The sequence below is a fragment of the Micromonospora coriariae genome, from assembly GCF_900091455.1.
In the GTDB taxonomy this organism is placed as follows: domain Bacteria; phylum Actinomycetota; class Actinomycetes; order Mycobacteriales; family Micromonosporaceae; genus Micromonospora; species Micromonospora coriariae.
Window position 1 is genome coordinate 5,804,268 of record NZ_LT607412.1, and the last position, 20,260, is coordinate 5,824,527.

At 73.5% G+C, this 20,260-nt stretch carries 17 protein-coding genes; 7 read left to right on the forward strand and 10 right to left on the reverse strand.

The window, feature by feature from the left end; genetic code table 11:
* Positions 1-73 precede the first annotated feature (73 nt).
* The 3 genes from GA0070607_RS26900 to GA0070607_RS26910 all read right to left on the reverse strand — a co-directional run bounded on the left by GA0070607_RS26900 (position 74) and on the right by GA0070607_RS26910 (position 3,938).
* A complete protein-coding gene (locus GA0070607_RS26900; RefSeq protein WP_231930409.1) occupies positions 74-1,012 on the reverse strand; it encodes an expansin EXLX1 family cellulose-binding protein in 939 nt (312 codons plus the stop codon).
* 171 nt (positions 1,013-1,183) lie between these two features.
* Positions 1,184-1,675 carry an SsrA-binding protein SmpB gene (gene smpB, locus GA0070607_RS26905; RefSeq protein ID WP_089020683.1) on the reverse strand — a complete coding sequence of 164 codons (492 nt, stop codon included), beginning with the start codon at positions 1,673-1,675 and terminating at the stop codon, positions 1,184-1,186.
* 25 nt (positions 1,676-1,700) lie between these two features.
* Entirely contained in the window at positions 1,701-3,938 is a 2,238-nt protein-coding gene (locus GA0070607_RS26910; RefSeq protein ID WP_089020684.1) for a hypothetical protein, read from the reverse strand.
* Positions 3,939-4,090: 152 nt separating this feature from the next.
* On the opposite strand from GA0070607_RS26910, the gene GA0070607_RS26915 reads away from it, so the two are divergent.
* The 4 genes from GA0070607_RS26915 to GA0070607_RS26930 all read left to right on the forward strand — a co-directional run bounded on the left by GA0070607_RS26915 (position 4,091) and on the right by GA0070607_RS26930 (position 10,026).
* Positions 4,091-5,758: an FAD-dependent oxidoreductase gene (locus tag GA0070607_RS26915; RefSeq protein WP_231930411.1), complete on the forward strand. Its 1,668-nt coding sequence runs from the start codon at positions 4,091-4,093 to the stop codon at positions 5,756-5,758.
* Between the two features lie 55 nt (positions 5,759-5,813).
* Positions 5,814-7,250, forward strand: coding sequence for an ATP-binding protein (locus tag GA0070607_RS26920; RefSeq protein ID WP_089020685.1), 1,437 nt, complete (start codon positions 5,814-5,816; stop codon positions 7,248-7,250).
* A 58-nt stretch (positions 7,251-7,308) separates the two neighbouring features.
* The gene (locus GA0070607_RS26925; protein ID WP_089020686.1) at positions 7,309-7,941 is read left to right on the forward strand and encodes a flavin reductase family protein; all 633 of its coding nucleotides are present in this window, start codon (positions 7,309-7,311) and stop codon (positions 7,939-7,941) included.
* 150 nt (positions 7,942-8,091) lie between these two features.
* On the forward strand, positions 8,092-10,026 hold the full coding sequence (locus tag GA0070607_RS26930; protein WP_172899227.1) for an ABC transporter ATP-binding protein: 1,935 nt from the start codon (positions 8,092-8,094) through the stop codon (positions 10,024-10,026).
* Between the two features lie 38 nt (positions 10,027-10,064).
* Here GA0070607_RS26930 and GA0070607_RS26935 read toward each other — a convergent pair whose 3' ends face one another.
* The 7 genes from GA0070607_RS26935 to GA0070607_RS26965 form a co-directional block, all read right to left on the reverse strand.
* Complete coding sequence (locus GA0070607_RS26935; RefSeq protein WP_089020688.1) at positions 10,065-10,580, reverse strand: NUDIX domain-containing protein; 516 nt, start codon at positions 10,578-10,580, stop codon at positions 10,065-10,067.
* 161 nt (positions 10,581-10,741) lie between these two features.
* Entirely contained in the window at positions 10,742-11,383 is a 642-nt protein-coding gene (locus GA0070607_RS26940) for an SRPBCC family protein (protein ID WP_089020689.1), read from the reverse strand.
* Entirely contained in the window at positions 11,380-11,748 is a 369-nt protein-coding gene (locus GA0070607_RS26945) for an ArsR/SmtB family transcription factor (RefSeq protein WP_089020690.1), read from the reverse strand. The genes GA0070607_RS26940 and GA0070607_RS26945 overlap by 4 nt, the downstream gene beginning before the upstream one ends.
* A gap of 28 nt (positions 11,749-11,776) precedes the next feature.
* Positions 11,777-13,876: a xanthine dehydrogenase family protein molybdopterin-binding subunit gene (locus GA0070607_RS26950; protein WP_089020691.1), complete on the reverse strand. Its 2,100-nt coding sequence runs from the start codon at positions 13,874-13,876 to the stop codon at positions 11,777-11,779.
* Positions 13,873-14,868: an FAD binding domain-containing protein gene (locus GA0070607_RS26955; protein ID WP_089020692.1), complete on the reverse strand. Its 996-nt coding sequence runs from the start codon at positions 14,866-14,868 to the stop codon at positions 13,873-13,875. The genes GA0070607_RS26950 and GA0070607_RS26955 overlap by 4 nt, the downstream gene beginning before the upstream one ends.
* Complete coding sequence (locus GA0070607_RS26960) at positions 14,865-15,362, reverse strand: 2Fe-2S iron-sulfur cluster-binding protein (RefSeq protein WP_157743355.1); 498 nt, start codon at positions 15,360-15,362, stop codon at positions 14,865-14,867. Before GA0070607_RS26960 ends, GA0070607_RS26955 begins: the two co-directional genes overlap by 4 nt.
* Before the next feature lie 128 nt (positions 15,363-15,490).
* Positions 15,491-16,162, reverse strand: a complete 672-nt coding sequence (locus GA0070607_RS26965; RefSeq protein ID WP_089020694.1) for a TMEM175 family protein — start codon at positions 16,160-16,162, stop codon at positions 15,491-15,493.
* A 105-nt stretch (positions 16,163-16,267) separates the two neighbouring features.
* On the opposite strand from GA0070607_RS26965, the gene GA0070607_RS26970 reads away from it, so the two are divergent.
* The 3 genes from GA0070607_RS26970 to GA0070607_RS26980 are packed head-to-tail and all read left to right on the forward strand — an operon-like array spanning position 16,268 to position 20,057.
* Positions 16,268-16,882 (forward strand): PadR family transcriptional regulator, encoded by a 615-nt coding sequence (locus GA0070607_RS26970; RefSeq protein ID WP_089020695.1) that lies wholly within the window; start codon positions 16,268-16,270, stop codon positions 16,880-16,882.
* A complete protein-coding gene (locus tag GA0070607_RS26975; RefSeq protein ID WP_089020696.1) occupies positions 16,879-17,601 on the forward strand; it encodes an ABC transporter ATP-binding protein in 723 nt (240 codons plus the stop codon). The genes GA0070607_RS26970 and GA0070607_RS26975 overlap by 4 nt, the downstream gene beginning before the upstream one ends.
* Positions 17,598-20,057, forward strand: coding sequence for an FtsX-like permease family protein (locus GA0070607_RS26980; RefSeq protein ID WP_089020697.1), 2,460 nt, complete (start codon positions 17,598-17,600; stop codon positions 20,055-20,057). The genes GA0070607_RS26975 and GA0070607_RS26980 overlap by 4 nt, the downstream gene beginning before the upstream one ends.
* Positions 20,058-20,260 lie beyond the last annotated feature (203 nt).

The window sequence follows — 20,260 nt, forward strand, 5'->3', positions numbered from 1 at the left end:
CCTCGCATCTGCGAGCGGGAAAGGCCGGAACGGGCTGCGTCTGCGTACTCCCAACTCAGTGGCGTGGGTACGGTCAGCAGCGGGGGGCGTCGAGCGGTGCGGCACCGGCGAGGGCTTCGAGGGTCGCCGCCGGGGCGACCGACTCCGCCGGGGCGGGGCCCGCCGTGCGGGTCGCAACGGCCGAGGGCGAACCGCTGGGCGTACGGGTCGCGCCGGCCGGGGCACCGGGGCCGGCGAGGGAAGCCGTGCCGCGTTGGACCCGCTTCGCGACCATCCGGATGTTGGTGGCGGTTGCCTGGCGCCCGTACACATCGGTGACCCTGATGCTGTACGGCCCGGGGCCGAGCCCGCGCTCGACGACCCAGTAGTTGTCGTTCTGGCGGGCCGCCGTGCGGAAGCCGCCGCCCGGACCCTTCGCCTCGACCGAGCGCAGCGGGTTGCCGTGGTTGCCCACCTGCACCGCGAACCACCACTGCGAGGCGCCGTTCTTCATCCGGAAGGTGAGCCCTCCGTCGAGCGGCGGACTCACCACCGCCCGGTACGTCACCGGCACCACACCCTGCGCCCGGTCGGCGATCCGGGCGAACGCCTCTTCGGAGAGGTCGATACGGCCGGGCGTGCACCCGGCGCACTGATCCATGACCACGACCCGGACCGTGCCCTTCGGGCCGCTCACGTCCAGGTAACCGCCGCAGGCCGCCGCCCCGGCGTACTCCGACGGGCCGAGTGCCACGTAGAGCCGGCCCGCCGGAGGGCTCGGAAAGGAACAGTTGCCGCCCGAGCCGCCCGCGTCGTAGAAGGTGGCCTTTCCCTTGTGGACGGTGCTGCCCGTCGGCGGTGCGGCGCAGGCCGGAGCGGCGCCGGAGCGTACGGCGAGTGTGATGCCGAGCACGGCGGCCAGGGCGGTGACCCCGGCACCGGCCACCCAGTGTCGGATCCGTCGATTGGGCCGGCGCGGACCGCTGTCGCCGGCCGGGGTGTCGTTCTCGAGGTCCGTGCCTGGTGCGGTCACGGCGCCTGATGTTGCCGCACCGCCTCGAGCAGCGCAACAACGTCCGGGCGGACGGCGCCGGTCAGTCCAGCACCTCCACGGTGTCACCGACGCTGACCGTACGACGTCGCGGGCGCCCGGCTCGGCCCGCACCGTCATCTGGAGTCCCGGAACACCCGGACCTGGATCGCCTCAGACCCGGCGCGGGTGGCCCTTGAGGTGCCGGCCCAGCTCGCGGGCGATCTCCCGGTTGGCGTCCCGCTCGGCCAGCGTCTGCCGCTTGTCGTAGCTGCGCTTGCCCTTGGCCAGGGCCAGCTCGACCTTGGCCCAGCCGTTGTCGAAGTACATCGACAGCGGGACCAGGGTCACCCCACCCTCGCGGACCTTCTCCAGTATCCGGTCGATCTCGGCCCGGCGCAGCAGCAGCTTGCGGTTACGCCGGGGGGCGTGGTTGGTCCACGTGCCGTAGGCGTACTCGGCGATGTGCAGGCCGTACAGCATGATCTCGCCGTCCCGCTCGTGGGCGAACGCGTCGACCAGCGACGCCCGCCCCTCGCGCAGCGACTTCACCTCGGTGCCGACCAGCACGATGCCCGCCTCGTACGTGCGGAGCACGGTGTAGTCGTGCCGGGCCTTCTTGTTCGAGGCGATCAGCCGGCGTTCGGGCTGCTTGGACGGGCTCACCCCGCGACGATATCCGGCCCGCCGCTCAGCCCGTCCGTCGCAGGTCCGCGCGCAGCCGCTCGGTCAGGTCCCGCTCCGCCGCCGCGAACGTCTCGTCCGCCTCGCACGGCCAGTGACCCAGGATCGGCGGCGGCACGCTGTCGTACGGCGGTGGCACCACGTCGTGCGGGTCGACCAACCGGCGGTCCACCGAGCCCTCCGGCCCGGTCACCGTCCCGCGGTTCCAGGGACGGTGCGGAGCGAAGATCCAACCGCCGATGGGGTCGGTCTCGCGCCACAGGTTCACCCAGCGCCAGCCGACCCGCTCGCCGATCTCGCGCAGCACCTCGTCGTCGACGTAGGCGGGAAACAGCTGTGAGTACAACCGCTGCAGGGGCGTCCCGTAGGTCAGCAGGGCGACCCGGCCGGTGACCCGGGGCGGCAGTTGCAGGACCGTGGCGGCGAGCAGCACCGAGCCGTGGCTGTGCCCGGCCAGCAGCACCGCCTCGCCCTGGTCGACCAGATAGGTGATCCGCCGGGTCAGTTCCGGTACGGCTCGCTCGGCGTAGCAGGGCGGGGCGAAGGGGTGCGCCGCCCGGGGCCAGAAGGTCCCCAGGTCCCAGAGCACGCCCACGTACCGACGGAACTGCGCTGTCCGGTACGCGAAGATGCCGCCGATCACCAGCCCGAGCACGATCGCGGCGATCGCGTAGCTGCCCATCCCGATCAGGAAGTTGACCATGTCGGCGGGCACCCTGAGATAGCGCTGGATCACGTCACCGGGATAGAGCTGGAGCAGGCCGAGCACGCTGGCGGCGAGGCCGAGCGCGGCCAGGCCGGCGTAGACCACAGTGAGCGGGGGCAGCCGCTCGGTGAACCGGGCCCGGGCCACCGCCTGCTCGACCTGGGACAGTCGCTCCGCCGCCTCCGGCGGCGCGTTCGGAAAGTCGGCGGCCACGATCGCCGCCGCGGCCCGCCTCCGCTCGTTCCGGGTCAGCACCGTGACCACGCCGCCGACCAGCAGCGCGGTCAGCACCGCGATGAAGAACCCGAAGATCGCCCACTTGTACGCCAATGGCGGGCTGGTGGCCAGTCGGTCAGCGGTCTGCCCGTCGCGGTCCAGCAGGTCCGACACCCGGTAGACCAGCTCGGCGGAGAACGCCACGGCGAGGCCGGCGCCCACAGTGACGAAGGCCGGCGCGCCCAGCGCGCGCAGCGGTGAGGCTCCGGGCGGCCCGCCCCGTCGCCAGATCACCAACGCGGCGAGTACGACCAGCAGCGCGGTCTGGCTGGCGAACAACCAGGCCACCAGCGCGCCGTACCCGGGCAGCTCGCGGCTCTGTGCCCACGGCTTCGGACTGATGATCGTGTACACGATCACCAGGATGGTCAGGCCGCAGGCGATCGTGCGTAGCCCGCGGGTGAGCCCGTCGACCCGGGTCGACGGGCCGGGCCGGTCGATGCTCTGCACCACGGTGAGCAGGACCAGACAGGCGAGCAGCACCGCCCCGGTGGCCACGACCAGCACCGCCATCACCCAGGACGCTCCCTGGCTGACCCGGGCGGCCAGCAGGCTGCCATCCAGGGTGGCGAACGCGCCGGCGACGTGCACCGAACGCAGCCGGCTCACCAGCGGCGTGCCGTCCCACTGGCCGACCGCGCTCAACCGGTGCGCGGCGGCGGCGGCGGGCGCCCGGGTCCGGAACGCGTCGAACGAATGGCCGGGGCGGGCGCCCAGCCACCAGACGAGTCCGACGGCGGCGACCGGCACCAGTGCCAGCAAGCCGAGACGCAACCCGGGCGAGCGCCCGCCGAGCCAGGACAGCCAGCTCCGCCCGGCCATGCACGACGGGGTGCCCATGCAGCGCCAGGCCACCAGGTCCAGCGCCACTCCGACGATGGAGAGCACGTACAGCATGGTGAGGGTGAGCGCCAGCACCCGGCACAGCGCGACGATGCCGTGCTTCGAGGCGTGACCCGCCGGGCGCATCCAGAGCGCCACGTTGCAGAGCATGAACGGCAGCAGGAACACCAGCGACAGCGTCCGCACGGCCGTGCCGGACGGCAGGTCGCTCCAGCGGTACGCCTCGAGCGTGATCCCGCCGGTACCTGTCGCGTCCGGGTAGCCCTCACGCGGGCGGTAGAACCCGCCGCTGCGGTCCCCGGCGACCTGGTGGACGTGCGGCCGGTCCAGCACCTGGTCGGCCCCCGCCCCCGAGACGCCGTGCACCCGCAGCTCCACGACCCGGTCCGACGTCGGTCCGGTCGTCGACGCGTCCGCCATGGGCCCCCCGAGGTGTGCGCGGCAGTCGGGCGGGTCGTCGGTGTGCGGCCACCCGCGCGGCGACCCGGCTTACCCGCCTCGCGCCCGACCAACCGTGAACCCCGGCCCGGACCGACCCCGCCCGGTGCGGCGGCCACCTGGCAGGTGGTTTCATGGGCGCCATGGCGAACCCGGTGATCCTGACCGTCGACGACGACCCGGTGGTGTCCCGGGCGGTGGCCCGGGACATCCGGCGCCGGTACGGCGACCGCTACCGGGTGCTGCGGGCCGCCTCGGGCCCGGAGGCGCTGGACGCGCTGCGGGAGGTCAAGCTGCGCGGCGAGCAGGTGGCGCTGCTGCTGGCCGACCACCGGATGCCGGAGATGACCGGGGTCGAGTTCCTGGAGGCCGCGATGGACATCTTCCCGGCCGCTCGCCGGGTGCTGCTCACCGCGTACGCGGACACCGACGCCGCGATCGAGGCGATCAACGTGGTCGACCTGGACCACTACCTGCTCAAGCCCTGGCATCCGCCGGAGGAGAAGCTGTATCCGGTGGTGGACGGGCTGCTGGAGGCGTGGGCGGTCACCCCGGACGCGGCGACCGCCGAGATCCGGGTCGTCGGGCACCGGTGGTCGGCGCCGTCGTTCAAGGTCCGCGACTTCCTGGCGCGCAACCTGGTGCCGTACCGCTGGTTGCTGGCCGACGACCCGGAGGGTGCCCGACTGCTCGACGCGGCCGGGGCCACCGAGGCGGACGTGCCGCTGGTGGTGACCGCCGAGGGCAAGGCACTTGTCGCTCCGAGCGAGGCCGAGCTGGCCGGGCTGGCCGGGTTGACAGTGGTGCCCGCCTCCGACTTCTACGACCTGGTGGTGATCGGCGGTGGCCCGGCCGGCCTCGGCTCCGCGGTGTACGGCGCCTCGGAGGGGTTGCGCACCGTGCTGGTCGAGCGGCGGGCGACCGGCGGGCAGGCCGGCCAGAGCAGCCGGATCGAGAACTACCTGGGCTTCCCGGACGGCGTCTCCGGCGCGCAGCTGACCGACCGGGCTCGGCGGCAGGCGGTGAAGTTCGGCGCCGAACTGCTCAGCGCCCGGGAGGTGGTCGGTCTGAGCGAGGCCGGCGGCGCCCGGCTGCTGCGCTTCGGAGACGGCACCGAGATCGCCGCGCACACCGTGGTGCTGGCCACCGGGGTCTCCTACCGGGTGCTCGACGCTCCCGGGCTGGCGGACTTCACCGGCCGCGGGGTGTTCTACGGCTCCACCGCCACCGAGGCGCCGAGCTGCGTCGACCAGGACGTCTACATCGTCGGCGGGGCGAATTCCGCCGGCCAGGCCGCTGTGCACTTCTCCCGGTACGCGGCCCGCGTGCACCTGCTGATCCGGGGCGCCGACCTGACCGCCTCGATGTCGCGGTACCTGATCGACCAGCTGGAGCGCATCGACCGGATCACCGTGCACCCGCACACCGCGGTGGTCGGCGGCGCCGGGCAGGACCATCTGCAACAACTCACCCTGTGCGACACCCGTACCGGCGAGGCCCGCTCGGTGGACACGTCCTGGCTGTTCATCTTCATCGGCGCCGAGCCTCGGACCGACTGGCTGGACGGGGTGCTGGTCCGCGACGGGCGCGGCTTCATCGTGACCGGTCCGGATCTGATCACCGGTGGGCGGCGCCCCGCCGGCTGGTCGCTGTCGCGCGACCCGTACCACCTGGAGACCAGCCTGCCGGGGGTGTTCGCCGCCGGTGACGTGCGGGCCGAATCGGTCAAGAGGGTCGCCTCGGCGGTCGGCGAGGGTGCCATGGCCGTGTCGCTCGTGCACCGCTACCTGGAGGCCCAGTGAGCGCGAGGAGTGAGCCGGGTCTGCGAGCCCCGCAGTCGCGAACGAAGGAGCCCCAGTGAGCACTGAGACCGATCGCCTGACGTCCGCGCGGTTGCGCACCCTGTTCCTGTTCGAGTCCCTCGACGACGGGCAGCTGGACTGGCTGGCCGAGCGCGGCCGGGTGGAGCAGCGGGCGGGCGGCACCCTGGTGTACGGCGAGGGCGAGGCCGCCACCTGCTTCTTCGTCCTGCTGCGCGGCGCGGTGGCGCTGAGCCGGCAGGTGCGCGGCGACGACGTCGAGGTCAGCCGGACCGATCAGCGCGGCGTGTACGGCGGCGCCGTCCAGGCGTACCTGGGTGACCAGGTCGAACAGGTCTACCGCAACAGCCTGCGGGCGGTGACCGACGCGGACTTCTTCGTGCTGCCGGCGGAGGACTTCGCGTACGCCCTGCGGTCCTGGTTCCCGATGCCCATGCACCTGTTGGAGGGCCTGTTCTTCGGGATGCGGAACAGCCAGACCATCGTCGGCGAACGGGAGCGGCTGCTCGCGCTGGGCTCGCTCTCGGCGGGGCTGACCCACGAGCTGAACAACCCGGCCGCGGCGGCGGTGCGGGCCACCTCGGTGCTGCGTGACCGGGTCGCCGGGATGCGGCACAAGCTCGCGATGATCGCCGACGGCCGGCTGGACGGCCGGGCCCTGCACGGCCTCGTCGCGTTGCAGGAGGAGGCGGTGGCCCGGGTGGCCACCGCGCCGAAGCTGACCCCGATGGCCACCGCCGACGCCGAGGACGTGCTCACCGACTGGCTGGAGGAGCACGGGGTGAGCGGCGCCTGGGACCTGGCGCCCATCCTGGTGGGCGGTGGGCTCGACGCCGCCTGGCTGGGGCGGGTGAAGGCGGCGGTCGGCCCGGCGGATCTGGAGGCGGCGGTGCGCTGGCTCACCTACACCGTCGACACCGAGCTGCTGATGCGTGAGATCGGTGACGCGGTGACCCGGATCTCCGGACTGGTAGGTGCCGCCAAGCAGTACTCGCAGCTGGACCGCGCGCCGCACCGGGTGGTGGACGTGCACGACCTGCTCGACGCCACGCTGGTGATGTTCAAGGGCAAGATCCCCGCGCAGGTCAAGCTGGTCCGCGAGTACGACCGCAGCCTCCCGCCGGTCCCGGCGTACGCCGCCGAGCTGAACCAGGTGTGGACCAACCTGATCGACAACGCGCTCGGCGCGATGGGGGAGAAGGGCGTGCTGACCGTCCGCACCGGCCTCGTCGGCGACCTGCTGGCGGTGGAGATCACCGACACCGGCCCCGGCATCCCGCCCGAGGTGCGCCCGCGCATCTTCGAGCCCTTCTTCACCACCAAGCCGGTGGGGGCGGGTACCGGGCTGGGGCTGGACATCTCGTACCGGATAGTGGTGCACAAGCACCACGGCGACATCCGGGTGGAGACCGAACCCGGGCGGACCACCTTCCGGGTCCTGCTGCCCTTCACCGAGAACCCGCCGCCGGCCTGACCCGCGGTCCGGTCGTTTCGGTGGGGGCCGAAGGATGACGGCCGTACGGTCGGCGACCATGACGATCAGCCACTCACCACCCGTCACCGAGCACCTGACGATCAACCCGAGCATCCTGTACTTCGGTACCCCGGTGGCGTTGCTGAGCACCGAGAACGACGACGGCAGCGCCAACCTGGCACCGGTCTCCTCGGTGTGGGCTCTCGACCAGGTCGTCGTGCTGGGCCTGGGAGGCGAGGGGCAGACGGCGCACAATCTCGCCGCGCGCCCCGAGCTGGTGATCAATCTTCCCGCCGCTGAGCAGTGGGAGGCTGTCGAGCGGCTGGCGCCGCTGACCGGACGGCACCCGGTGCCGATGGCGAAGCGGGACCGGTTCCGGCACGAGCCGGCGAAGTTCGAGGCCGCCGGCCTGCGGGCGCAGCCGTCGCGGTGCGTCCGACCGCCCCGGGTGGCCGAGTGCCCGCTGCACCTGGAGGCCCGCGTCACCCGGATCCACGCCGACGTCACGGACTCGTTCCTGATCGTCGAGGCCCACGTCCTGGCGGTGCACGCCGACGCCCGCATCGTCGTGCCCGGCACCGACCATGTCGACCCGGCGACCTGGCACCCGTTGATCTACAACTTCCGCCACTACTTCGGGCTCGGCGCCGAGTTGGGCCGCAGCTTCCGCTCGGAGACACCGGCGGGCTGACCTGGCCGACTCGGGCTCATCCGGCGGGGTGGCGACACGCCATTGGCACACTCGTGCGACGCGCCGATCACCTGGAGACATCGAGCGGTTGCGGGCAGTAGTGTCGGGCGGCAGTCGTGGTTCTGCCCCGGAGGAGGGCCCGTGGAGTCGATGGCCCGCCAGCGCACCGCTTCACTGGACGACGATCGGCAAGGCGACCCTTCGATGCTGCCGGAGCTGGAGGACGCCGTCTGGATGCACCACGCGAGGGAGTTCGCCCACACCAGCTTCTGGGCGGTGGCCCGCCGGCTGCCCCGGCTGGTCCGGGAGGCGGTCGGGCTGGCCTGGGCCACCAGCCGGCGGGACACCGTCGCCTCCATCGGTCTGAACATCGCCGCCGGGGTGATGACCACGTTCGGCCTGCTCGCCACCACCAGCGTGCTGCGCGAGCTGTTCGCCGCCGGTCCCACCCCGGACCGGGTCCGCTCGGCCCTGCCGGCGCTGATCGTGGCCGCCGCGGCGGTGTCGGCGCGCGGTGGCCTGACGATCGCCGCCGGTTGGGCTCAGGCCCGGTTGACTCCGCAGATCAACTACCAGGTGGAGCTGCGGCTGTTCGAGGCGACCACGGCTGTGGACCTGGCCGCGTTCGACGACGCGGGGTTCGCCGAGGAGATGGACCGCGTGCGGGACCGGGGGATGGGCGAGGCGGCGTACATCGTCGACCACACCGTCAACCTGGTCACCGGCGTGGTCGGAATCCTCGCCACCGCGGTGGCGGTGACCGTCATCCAGCCGCTGCTGCTGCCGTTCCTGCTGCTCGCCGCGGTGCCGCAGGCGGTTACGGCGGTCCGGATGGCCCGCCGCGAATACCTGGCGATGCTGGCCCGGATCACCCGGCAGCGTCGGATGTGGATGCTCGCCCATCTGATGGCCAACCGACGCACCGCCGCCGAGGTCCGCGCCTACCAGATGCGCGGCTTCCTGCTGGCCGAGTACCGGGCTGTGATGGCCGTCGAGACGCGGGCCCAGTTGCGACTGGTCCGCTCGCAGACCGGCACCCGGGTGGTGGGCGCGTCCGTCGCGGGGCTGGCCACCTTCGGGGTGTACGCGGTGCTCGGCGGCCTGCTGCTGGGCGGAATGGTCGCCCTCGCCGCCGCGGCGACGGCAATGCTCGCCCTGCAGTCGGCGCGGACCAGTCTGGGGGTGGCGGTGGTCGCCACAAACTCGCTCTACGAGGACGCCCTCTACTACCAGGACTACCGGGACTTCCTGGACCGCGCCGGGGGCCGGGTGCCGATCGGCGGTGAGCGGGCGGTCGACGGCGTCGACGCGGTCGAGCTGGACGAGGTGAGCCTGCGCTATCCGGACACGGACGCGCCGGCGGTGGACCGGGTCAGCCTGACCGTCCGGCGGGGCGAGGTGATCGCGCTGGTCGGCGAGAACGGTTCCGGTAAGACCACGCTGGCCAAGCTCATCGCGGGGCTCTACCGGCCGACCGGCGGGGTGATCCGCTGGGACGGCGTGGACGCCGCCGAGCTGGACCCGCGTACCGTCGGCGCGCAGGTGGCCGTGATGAGCCAGGATTGGTGGAGGTTTCCGTTCACCGCCGGGCAGAACATCCGGGTCGGGCGGCACGACCGCCCGCCGGATCGACCGGGCCCCAGCGTGCAGGAGGCGGCCGCCGCGGCCGCCGCCCACGACATGATCGTCGGTTTGCCGCAGGGCTACGACACCCTGCTCGACCGGGAGTTCCGGGATGGCCACGAGCTGTCCGGGGGGCAGTGGCAGCGACTGGTCGCCGCCCGCGGCCTCTACCGGGACGCCGCCCTGCTGATCTGTGATGAGCCCTCGGCCGCCCTGGACGCCCGCGCGGAACACGCCCTGTTCCAGCACCTGCGCCGCCGGCCGGACCGCGCCGTCGTCCTGATCACGCACCGGCTGGCCAACGTCCGGCACGCCGACCGGATCTTCGTCATGGACCGGGGTCGACTCGTCCAGCAGGGCGGTCACGACGAGTTGATGGCGGCCGGCGGCCTCTACCGCGAGTTGTTCGAACTCCAGGCCAGCGGCTACCTCACCGGCACCGACGATGCGCTATCGCGCTGACCGCGCGGCCCGCTCCGCCGGGTTGGGCGGGCGGGAGGTCAGGCGCGACAGTTTGGGGTGAGGAAGTCGGCGAGCACCCGGGTGTGGGTCGAGAACGCCAGCTCCACCGGCTCGGTGAGCACCAGCCACTCGGTCGCCTCCTCGGTCGGCGCCGACGGCGGCAGCTCCTCGGCCGCCCGCTCGGGCAGCACCCCGAAGACCATCATCGTGCCGCCGGCCGGGGCGCCGTGCACCGCGAACAGCCGGGCGTCCTCGGCTGCCGCCACCAGCCCGGTCTCCTCCCGCAGTTCGCGGACCAGCGCGTCGGACCACTCCTCGCCGTACTCGATGAAGCCGCCGGGCAGCGCGAGCAGCCCGCGGGCCGGCTCGATGTCCCGGCGGACCACCACCACACCCAGGCCCTCGGCGGTGCGGACCGGCAGCACCGCCACCGCGACGGGCAGGGGGTTGCGCCAGACGGTCTCGCCGCAGGCCGCGCAGACCCGCGGCCAGCCCGCGGCCGCCGGGTAGGCGACGCCGCAGTAGGAGCAGTGCGAGTACGGCGTACCGGTCATGCCGCAGCACCTTACGCGTCGATCTAGGGAGAATCACTGCCAGGTGATCTCCGATCACCACGATTCTCCCTAGATCGACGCGGCGGGCGACGCGGCGCGGCGGCGGCGGGGCGGCGGCGGGGCGGCGGCGGCGGGGCGGCGGGGCGGGGCGGGGGAGGGGGTTAGGCGGCTGGGGCGCTGGTGTAGAAGGCGGTGGTGCGTTCGGCGGCGGCCTTCGCCTCGTCGGCGTCGGTGCCGGCGGCGATGCTCGCCTGACCCCACCGCTCGCTGCTCAGCTCGGTGAACCGTCGGCCCTCGTCGGAGGCGCTCCACTCGAGGCTCTGCTCGGGTGAGACCCCGCTGCCGTCGCCGGCGAGGTACGAGGCGAGACCGAGCAGGCCCAGGTCCCAGCCGACGCCGACGGCGCCCGGTCCGAACTGGGCCCACCGGTCCTGGTCGACGTGTGCGATGTGGTCCAGTTCGAAGCGGGTCCGCTCGTCGTCGACCGGGGTGAGCCGCACCTCGATCCAGCTCACCTCGCCGCCGAACTCCCAGGTGGCGGTGAAGCGGTGCGGTGGGTCGCAGCTCTCGACGGTGCCGCCGGCGTTGCCCTCGAGCTGGTACCGGCCGTGCAGCCGCAGGTCGCCCGAGATCGGCAGGAACCAGCGCGGGATGCGCTCGGCGTTGGTGCAGGCGTCCCAGAGATCCTCGATCGTCGCGTGGTACGTCTGGCTGAGCGTGCTGACCCGGGCCTCTCCGGCCTCCAGGGTGCGGCTGCCGACGTGGCGTTGGACGGCGTTGATCTGCTCGATCGCGTCGATCATTGGGCGTTCCTCTCCTCGGGTGGGTCGGCGGGCCCGCGCAGCCGACGTTCGCGTCGGCCGCGGGCCAGCTCGGTGGCGAGTGCCGCCAGGGGCGGCGTCCAGAATCGGCGGAAGTGCTCCAGCCAGCCGTCCACCTCGCGCAGTGGGCGCGGGTCGACCGCGTAGAGCCGCCGGGTGCCCTCCGGCCGCACGGTGGCGAAGCCGTTGTCCCGCAGGACCTTGAGGTGCTGGGACACGGCGGGCTGGGAGATGCCGAACTCCTCGCGGATCACCGCGCTGACCGCGCCGGCGGTCTGCTCGCCGCCGGCGAGCAGCTCCAGGATGCGGCGCCGGACCGGATCGCCCAGCACGTCGAAGGCGTGCACGACGACCTTTATATCAGCACCAGCTTATTTAAGCCAACGGTGATAGGCCGATCAGCTTGTCGAGCCGGATCGGCAGGTCGCGGATCCGCACGCCGGTCGCGTGGTGCACCGCGTTGGTGATCGCCGCCGCCGTGCCGACGATGCCGATCTCGCCGATGCCCTTCACCCCGGCCGGGTTCAGCTCGCCGTCCCGCTCGTCCAGCCAGTGCGCCTCGATCCGCTCCACGTCCGCGCAACCCGTGATGTGGTAGGTGGCCAGGTCGTGGTTGACCCAGTCGCCGTACCGCTCGTCGAGCACGCCCTCCTCGTGCAGCGCCATCGACAGGCCCATCGTCATGCCGCCGATGAACTGGCTGCGCGCCGTCGTCGGGTTGACCACCCGCCCGGCGGCGAAGACCCCGAGCAGCCGGTTCACCCGTACCTCGCCGGTGTCCGCGTCCACCCGGACCTCGGCGAAGTGCGCCCCGTACGCGTACCGCGGCAGCGTGGGCTGCTCGCGTACCTCGTCGGCGGTGCTCACCTCGGCGGTCACCTCGCCGTCGGCCGGCACCCCTCCGGGGGTCTGCCGCAGCTTCTCCCGCAGCGCCTCGCACGCGCGGACCACCGCCCAGCTCCAGGAGGAGGTGCCCATCGAGCCGCCGGCCACCCCGGCCGGTGGCAGGTCGCTGTCGCCGATCTGGATCTCCACCCGTTCCGGCGGCACCCCCAGCGCGTCGGCCGCCACCTGCCAGAGGGCCGTCCGGGCGCCGGTGCCGATGTCGGTGGCGTTGATCCGCACCAGGAAACCGCCGTCGGGGCGTGCGGTGGCCGCCGCGGCGGAGGCGCGCGCCCGGGCCGGGTAGCTCGCGCCGGCCACCCCGGTGCCGATCAACCAGCGCCCGTCGGATCGGGCACGGGGCGTCGGATCCCGGTCGGCCCAGCCGAACCGGCGGGCCCCCTCGCGCAGGCAGGCGACCAGGTTGCGGCTGGTGAACGGCTGTCCCAGCTCGGGGTCGACGGCCGGGTCGTTGCGGATCCGCAGCTCCACCGGGTCGATGCCGACGGCGCTGGCCAGCTCGTCCATCGCCGACTCCAGGGCGTACGCGCCGGGGCACTCGCCCGGAGCGCGCATCCAGAACGGCGTGGGGACGTCGAGGCGGGTCAGCCGGTGCGTGGTGCGCCGGTGCGGCGCGGCGTACATGCTTCGCGTGTAGACGGCGACCTGCTCGGCGAACTCCCGGATGGTCGAGGTCTGGGTGATCGAGTCGTGGCAGATCGCGGTGAGCCGCCCGTCGGCGTCGGCCGCGAGCCGGACCCGCTGGATGGTGGGCGTGCGGTAGCCGACCGGCCCGAACAACTGCTGCCGGGTCAGCGCCAGCCGGACCGGCCGGTCCACCTGCCGGGCCGCCAGCGCGGCCAGCACCACGGCGGCTTTGGGGTACCCCTTGCTGCCGAAGCCACCGCCGACATGCTGCGTGATCACGCGGACCGACTCCCGGGGCAGCTCGAACAGCTCGGCCAGGGCGGCCTGCACCGCCACGGCACCCTGGTTGGAGTCGTGCACCAGCAGCCGCCCGTCCCGCCACTGGGCGGTGGTGGCGTGCGGCTCCATCGGGTTGTTGTGGTACGCGGGCGTCCGGTAGGTGGCGTCCATCCGCACCGGCGCGGCCGCGTACCCGGCGTCGAAGTCGCCCTCCGCCGTGTCCGTCGGGTAGCTGGGGTTGACCTGGTCCGGCCGGTACAGGCCGGGGTGGTCGGCGGTGAGCACAGTGCTGTGCGGCCCGGCGTCGTAGTCGAACCGGACCAGCCGGGCGCCCTCCCGGGCCGTCTCCAGGCTGGTGGCCACCACCACCGCGATGAACTGCCCCCGGTAGTGCACCGCCGGCTCCTGCAGCAGCCACAGATCCGGCTCCGGTCCGGGCGCGAGCCGGGGCGCGTTGCCGTGGTGCAGCACGGCGAGCACGCCGGGCAGCGCGAGCGCCGGCGCCGCGTCGACCCGGGTGATGCGTCCGCGGACCACCGCCGCAGGTACCGCCCAGCCGTAGGTGACCCCGTCCACCGGGTACTCCACCGCGTACCGCGCCGTGCCGGTGACCTTCTCCCGGCCCTCCAACCGCGGATACGCCCGCCCCACCGCGCCGGTGGTCATGGTGTGCGGGTCCCGTCGGCCAGCTCGGTCAGCGCCCGCACCGTGATCGCCCGGGTCAGCGGCAGCTTGAAGCCGTTGTGCCGCAACGGGCGGGCCTCGGCCAGCTCGGCGTCGGCGGCCCGCGCCGCCAGCTGCGGGCTGAACGGCCGCCCGCGTAGCTCCTCCTCGGCCCGGTACGCCCGCCACGGCCGGTGCGCCACCGCCCCGTACGCCAGCCGGACGTCGCGGACCACGTCGCCGTCGAGGTCCAGCACCGCGGCCACCGCGCCGACGGCGAAGGCGAACGACGCCCGGTCGCGCACCTTGAGGTACGCCGAGCGGCGCGCGGCCGGCAGGTGCGGCAGCCGGACGGCGGTGATCAGGGCGCCCCGGGCCAGGGTGGTCTCCCGTTCCGGGTGCTCGCCGGGTGAGCGGTGCAGCGCCACGAGCGGGACGTCCCGGGGACCGTCCGGCTCGTGCACCTCCACCACGGCGTCCAGCGCGGCGAGCGCGACCGCCAGGTCCGACGGGTGGGTCGCCACGCAGAGGTCGGACCAGTCCAGCACGGCCAGGTCGCGGTTCTGGCCGTGCCGGGCGGCGCAGCCGCTGCCCGGCTCGCGCTTGTTGCAGGCCTTGCCGGTGTCCTGGAAGTAGACGCAGCGGGTGCGCTGCAACAGGTTGCCGCCGGTGGTGGCCAGGTTGCGCAGCTGCCCGGAGGCGGCGGCGAGCAGCGCGCGGGCCAGCACCGGATAGTCGCGTCGGACCACCGGGTGGGCGGCCAGGTCGCTGTTGCGGACCGTGGCGCCGATCCGCAGCCCGCCGCCGGGCAGCTCCTCGACGGCGTCCAGCGGCAGCCGGGTCACGTCCACCAGCAGGTCGGGCCGCTGCACCCCGAGCTTCATCAGGTCCACCAGGTTGGTTCCGCCGCCGAGGTACGCCGCCTGCGGCTCGGCGGCCAGCACGGCGACCGCCTCGGCCACGCCGGCCGGCCGGTGGTAGCGGAACGGTCTCACCGCGTCGTCGCCGTCTCGCGAACGGCCGCGACGATGTGCGGGTACGCGGCGCAGCGGCACAGGTTGCCGGCCATCCGTTCGCGGATCTCCGCGTCGGTCAGCTCGGCCGGGGCGGTGAGGTCGCCGGTGACCGCGCTGGGCCAGCCGCGGGCGACCTCGTCGAGCATGCCGCGGGCGGAGCAGAGCTGGCCCGGGGTGCAGTAGCCGCACTGGAACGCGTCGTGTGCGACGAAGGCGGCCTGGAGCGGGGACAGCTCGTCCGGGCCGGCGAGCCCCTCCACGGTGACCACCGACCGGCCGTCCAGGGTGACCGCGAGGACCAGGCAGCTCTTCACCCGCCGGCCGTCCAGCAGCACGGTGCACGAGCCGCACTGGCCGTGGTCGCAGCCCTTCTTCGCCCCGGTCAGGCCGAGCCGTTCGCGCAGCGCGTCCAGCAGGGTGGTGCGGTTGTCCAGGGTCAGCTCGCGGTGCGCGTCGTTGACGTCGAACGCCACCCGGGACGAGTGCCGCTCGTCGGTTGTCGTCTCGCTCTCCGGTCGGCCCCGCACCGGCCCAGACTAGCTTTACCGGTACATATCCGGGCGAACAACCCAGCGACCCTCGCACGGAAGGGATGCGGAGGTCAGCGGGCCGGGGCCCGTCGGCGGTGCAGCCCTTCGCTGGTGAGCGCGTGATACACGATCATGACCATGACGCCGATCAGGCCCAGTATCGGATTGACGAACCAGCCGAGCAGGCCGCTGAGCCCGTAGAGGACCAGGCCGGTGACCGGGCGCAGCCGCTGTGTCCGCACGTACCCGGGACTGACCCCGCGCCGCAGCAGTTCCGGGTGGCGGAGCAGATAGCCGAAGAACACCAGCCACGGCGCCGACATCAGCGCGGCGGCCAGCGCGTACAGGGCGACGGCGGCGCGACGGTCGGCGGTGTCGCCGTGGGTGAGCGCGGACGCCAGCACCGCGGTCGGGAACGGGATGATCACCGCGCCGAAGAGGATGCCGAGGTTGATCCAGCTCAGCGCGAGGGTGGTGGCGCGGATCAGCCGGACCAGCGCGTGGTGGTTGAGCCAGAGCACGCCGACGTAGACGAAGGACACCACGAAGGCCAGATAGGACGCTCCTTCGTCGAGCAGCCCGGCGAGCAACTCACCCTCGTGGTATTCCGGCACCCGCAACTCGATGACCAGCAGCGTGATGACGATGGCGAAGACGCCGTCGCTGAACGCGGTCAACCGGTCCGTCTCGGACATTCCTGGCCCGATCTCGGGCTGCTCGACCTCGTCGGCTGCTGCGGCCATTGCCGCAGGCTAACCGGCGGGGCGAGCGTGGGTGGCGGTTTGTTCGGGCGGCACTCCGATAATACTGTGTATTATACCGAGTATGCTAACCGTAGGTGATGGGTCATGAGCATCCGCCACGCAATGCTGGCGCTGCTCACCGAGGCACCGAAGTACGGTCTCCAACTCCGCCAGGAGTTCGAGGCGCGAACCGGCGAGGTCTGGCCGCTCAACGTCGGGCAGGTCTACACCACGCTGCAACGCCTGGAGCGCGAGGGGCACGTCGAGTCCGACGACGCCGGCCGCGACGGCGCCCAGAAGCGCTACCGGCTCACCGCCGACGGCGAGCGCGAGCTGCACACCTGGCTGCGTACGCCGCCGCAGGCCGGACCGCCGCCCCGGGACGAGCTCGTCATGAAGGTGCAGGTGGCGATGCGGCTGCCCCAGGTGGACGTGACCGGGATCCTCCAGGCCCACCGACGGCGGATCGTCGAGGAGATGCAGCACTACACGCACCTCAAGGCCGACGCGTCGCCGGACGACGTCGGCCTCGGCCTCGTCGTCGACGCCGAGCTGTTCCGGCTGGAAGCGGTCGTCCGGTGGCTGGACGCCGCGGACGCCCGCCTGCGCACCCGGCCGACGACGCCCGCCGGCCCGGCCGACCCACCGCCTGCCGCCGACGCCCCCGCCGGGCGCACGACACGGCCGGACAGCGACAAGACCTCAGGAGCCCGGCGATGAGCGTCGTGCTGAGCCTGCGACAGGTGTCCAAGGTGTACGGCGCCGGTGCCGCCGCCGTGCACGCGCTGCGCGCGGTCGACCTCGACGTGGTCGCCGGTGAACTGGTCGCGGTGATGGGTCCCAGCGGCTCGGGCAAGAGCACCCTGCTGACCATCGCCGGCACCCTGGAGGAGCCCACCACCGGCCAGGTCACAGTGTGCGGGTCGGACCTCTCCACGCTCTCCGCCGACGCCACCGCCCGGCTGCGTCGCCGGTCGCTCGGCTTCGTCTTCCAGGACCTGAACCTGCTCGCCGGCCTCTCCGCAGCCGAGAACGTGGCCCTGCCCCTGGAGCTGGACGGCATGGCCGCGCGTCCGGCGCGGGCCGCCGCCCTGCGGGTGCTCGACGAGTTGGGACTGACCGACCGCGCCGGGCACTTCCCCGACGACCTGTCCGGCGGCGAGCGCCAGCGGGTAGCGATCGCCCGCGCGGTGGTGGGGGACCGGCGGCTGCTGCTCGCCGACGAGCCCACCGGCGCTCTCGACGCCGCCAACGGCGAAGCCGTTCTGCGGATGCTCCGCTCGGCGTGCAAGCGCGGCATCGCGGGAGTGATGGTCACCCACGACGCCCAGCTCGCCTCCTGGGCCGATCGGGTGATCTTCATTCGGGACGGTCGGGTGGTCGACCAGACCGCGCCGTCCGGCCCGGACGCTCTGCTCGCCCCGGACCCGGCGCGGTGACCGCCACCGTGAACCGTGGCCGGACGGACGCCCGGCCCGAGGGCGGCGGACTCCCGGCCCGCCGCGCGGTGATCCGCTGGGCGGTACGCCTGTTCCGCCGCGAGTGGCGGCAGCAACTGCTGGCCATCGCACTGCTCACCATCGCGGTCACCGGTGCCACCGTCGGTCTGGCCGCCACCTGGAACCTCCCCCCGTCGAGCGATGCCACCTTCGGCCACGCCGACCAGCTCATCCGGATCCCCGGCGACGACCCCGCCGCGCTGGACACCCGGGTCACCGCAGCTCGGGCGTGGTTCGGCACAATCGACGTGATCGGCCACCGCCGCGTGCCGGTGCCGGGATTGTTCGACCCGGTGGACGTCCGGGCCCAGGACCCCGTCGGCGCGTACGGCGGCCCGATGCTCGCCCTGCGGCAGGGCCGCTACCCGACCGGGCCCGCCGAGCTGGCGGTGACCGACGGGGTGGCGCGAGCCCTGCGTGCCGGGCTCGGCGCTCGGGTTTCGTTCGGTGACGCCGACCGCCTGATCGTCGGCGTGGTGGAGAACCCGGCGGACCTGCACGACGAGTTCGCCCTCACCGACCCCGCCCACGCCGACCGGCCGCAGTCGGTGACCGTGCTGGTGCCCGGCGACCGCGACAGCATGGAGGCGTTCCGCCGGACCATCGACGGCCCGCTGGTGCGCGAGTCCCGGCCGGTGGCCGAGCGGACCGCGCTCACCCTTGCCGCCCTGGCGCTGGCCACCGTCGGGCTGCTGCTGGTGTCGCTCGTTGCCGCCGCCGGGTTCGTGGTGCTGGCGCAGCGCCGGCTGCGTCAGCTCGGGATGCTGGCGGCGATGGGCGCCACCCGCCGACATCTGCGGCTGGTGCTGCTGGTCAACGGCGCCGCCGTCGGGGTGGTCGCCGCGGTCTGCGGCACAGCCGTCGGGGTGGCCGCCTGGCTGGTCACCGCCGGTCTCGTGGAGACCGCCGCCGGGCACCGCATCGGCCGGTTCGACCTGCCCTGGCTCACCATCGGCGTGGGCATGCTGCTGGCCGTGGTCACCGCGACCGCCGCCGCCTGGTGGCCGGCCCGCGCGGTCGCGCGTACCCCGATCATGAGCGCGCTGTCGGCGCGGCCACCGACCCCGCCGGCGGCGCGGCGGACCGCCGTGGCCGCCGCCGCGCTGCTCGCCGCCGGCCTCACCGCCCTGGTGCTCTCCGACGGGTCGAACCCGCTGCTCATCGTCGTGGGCAGCGTCGGCACCGTGCTCGGCGTACTGCTCGCCAGCCCGCTGACCATCCCGGCTCTGGCGGCGGCCCGGGGCGGCCTGCCGGTGGCCGTTCGGCTCGCGCTGGCCGACCTGGCCCGGTATCGCGTTCGGGCCGGCGCGGCGCTCGCCGCCATCAGTCTCGCGGTGGGCCTGTCGGCGGCGATCGTGGTGGGCTCCGCGGCGGCGGAGTACCGCAGCCGGGAGGCGGCCGGGCTGGGCAACCTGGCGGACAGCCAGTTGCTGATCCGGATCGGCCAACCGGATCCGGTGATTCCGGAGCGCACGCCGGCCGAGATCGCCGCTCTCCAGGCCCGGACCGACAGCATCGCCGCCAGCGTTGGGGCGGCCACAGTCATTCCGCTCGACATGGCGGTGGTGGCCTCGCACACCGATCCGGGTCGGGAGGGGGGACCGACCGGCCACCCGGCCGTCGAGATCGGCGTTCCGCGCGCCGCCGGCGAGTCGACGACCTCGCATCCGCTCTACGTGGTCAGTCCCGAGCTGCTCCGGCTGAACGGGGCGGCCGGAATGGCGGTCGACGACGACACCGACGTGCTCACCACCCGCACCGGTGAGCTGGCGCTGATGAACATCCCGGCCCGGGGCGTGCGGCCGAGCGTGCGCACCCTGCCCCGGTCCGGCTACACCGGACTGCCCGACTCGCTGATCACTCCCGCCGCGCTCGGCCGACACGGCTGGCAACCCGCCCGGGTCGGCTGGTTCCTCGCGGCCGACCATCCCCTCACCGGCGCGCAGCTGGCCACAGCCCAGGAGCTGGCCGCCACCGCCGGGCTCACCATCGAGTCACGTCGGGCGCAGAGTTCGCTGACCGCGCTGCGCACCGGTGCGACCGTCGCCGGCGTACTGCTCGCGCTCGGGGTGCTGGCGACGACCGTCGGGCTCATCCGCGGCGAGGCGGCGGCGGACCTGCGCACCCTCGCCGCGACCGGTGCGCCGAGGCGGGTACGGCGGACGCTCACCGCCACCACCGCCGGGGCGCTCGCCCTGCTCGGCGCGGTGCTGGGTGTGGCCGGCGCGTACCTGGCGCTGGTCGCTGCTCTGCACAGTGACCTCGACCCGCTCGGCGCCGTGCCCGTCGCGCACCTCGTGGCGATCGTCAGCGGGCTGCTGTTGGTCGCCACCGGCGCCGGATGGCTGCTCGCCGGCCGGCTGCCGCCGTCACTGACCCGTCGCGTCCTGGACTGAGCGCCGGGTGAGACCAGGGCACCCTGGGCGCCGATCGGCGCGGCGCCCAGGGTGCGTCGGGGTTACATCAGGACTTAAACAAACCTTCGGAATAAATGACAGTGTTATAGATCGATGTCTTGACGTCGTCGCAATCGCGCCGCAACACTCCTACGAGAGCGCTCTCCGACCCGCGGCGCCGCATCGGCGGCACCACCCACGGC

What these genes read in the sequence shown, in the direction of transcription:
- GA0070607_RS26930 (WP_172899227.1), top strand. Translation starts at nt 8,092, where the DNA reads ATGGCCCGCCAGCGCACCGCTTCACTGGACGACGATCGGCAAGGCGAC.
- GA0070607_RS26935 (WP_089020688.1), bottom strand. Translation starts at nt 10,580, where the DNA reads ATGACCGGTACGCCGTACTCGCACTGCTCCTACTGCGGCGTCGCCTAC.
- GA0070607_RS26975 (WP_089020696.1), top strand. Translation starts at nt 16,879, where the DNA reads ATGAGCGTCGTGCTGAGCCTGCGACAGGTGTCCAAGGTGTACGGCGCC.
- GA0070607_RS26970 (WP_089020695.1), top strand. Translation starts at nt 16,268, where the DNA reads ATGAGCATCCGCCACGCAATGCTGGCGCTGCTCACCGAGGCACCGAAG.
- GA0070607_RS26965 (WP_089020694.1), bottom strand. Translation starts at nt 16,162, where the DNA reads ATGGCCGCAGCAGCCGACGAGGTCGAGCAGCCCGAGATCGGGCCAGGA.
- GA0070607_RS26915 (WP_231930411.1), top strand. Translation starts at nt 4,091, where the DNA reads ATGGGCGCCATGGCGAACCCGGTGATCCTGACCGTCGACGACGACCCG.
- GA0070607_RS26950 (WP_089020691.1), bottom strand. Translation starts at nt 13,876, where the DNA reads ATGACCACCGGCGCGGTGGGGCGGGCGTATCCGCGGTTGGAGGGCCGG.
- GA0070607_RS26925 (WP_089020686.1), top strand. Translation starts at nt 7,309, where the DNA reads ATGACGATCAGCCACTCACCACCCGTCACCGAGCACCTGACGATCAAC.
- GA0070607_RS26910 (WP_089020684.1), bottom strand. Translation starts at nt 3,938, where the DNA reads ATGGCGGACGCGTCGACGACCGGACCGACGTCGGACCGGGTCGTGGAG.
- GA0070607_RS26940 (WP_089020689.1), bottom strand. Translation starts at nt 11,383, where the DNA reads ATGATCGACGCGATCGAGCAGATCAACGCCGTCCAACGCCACGTCGGC.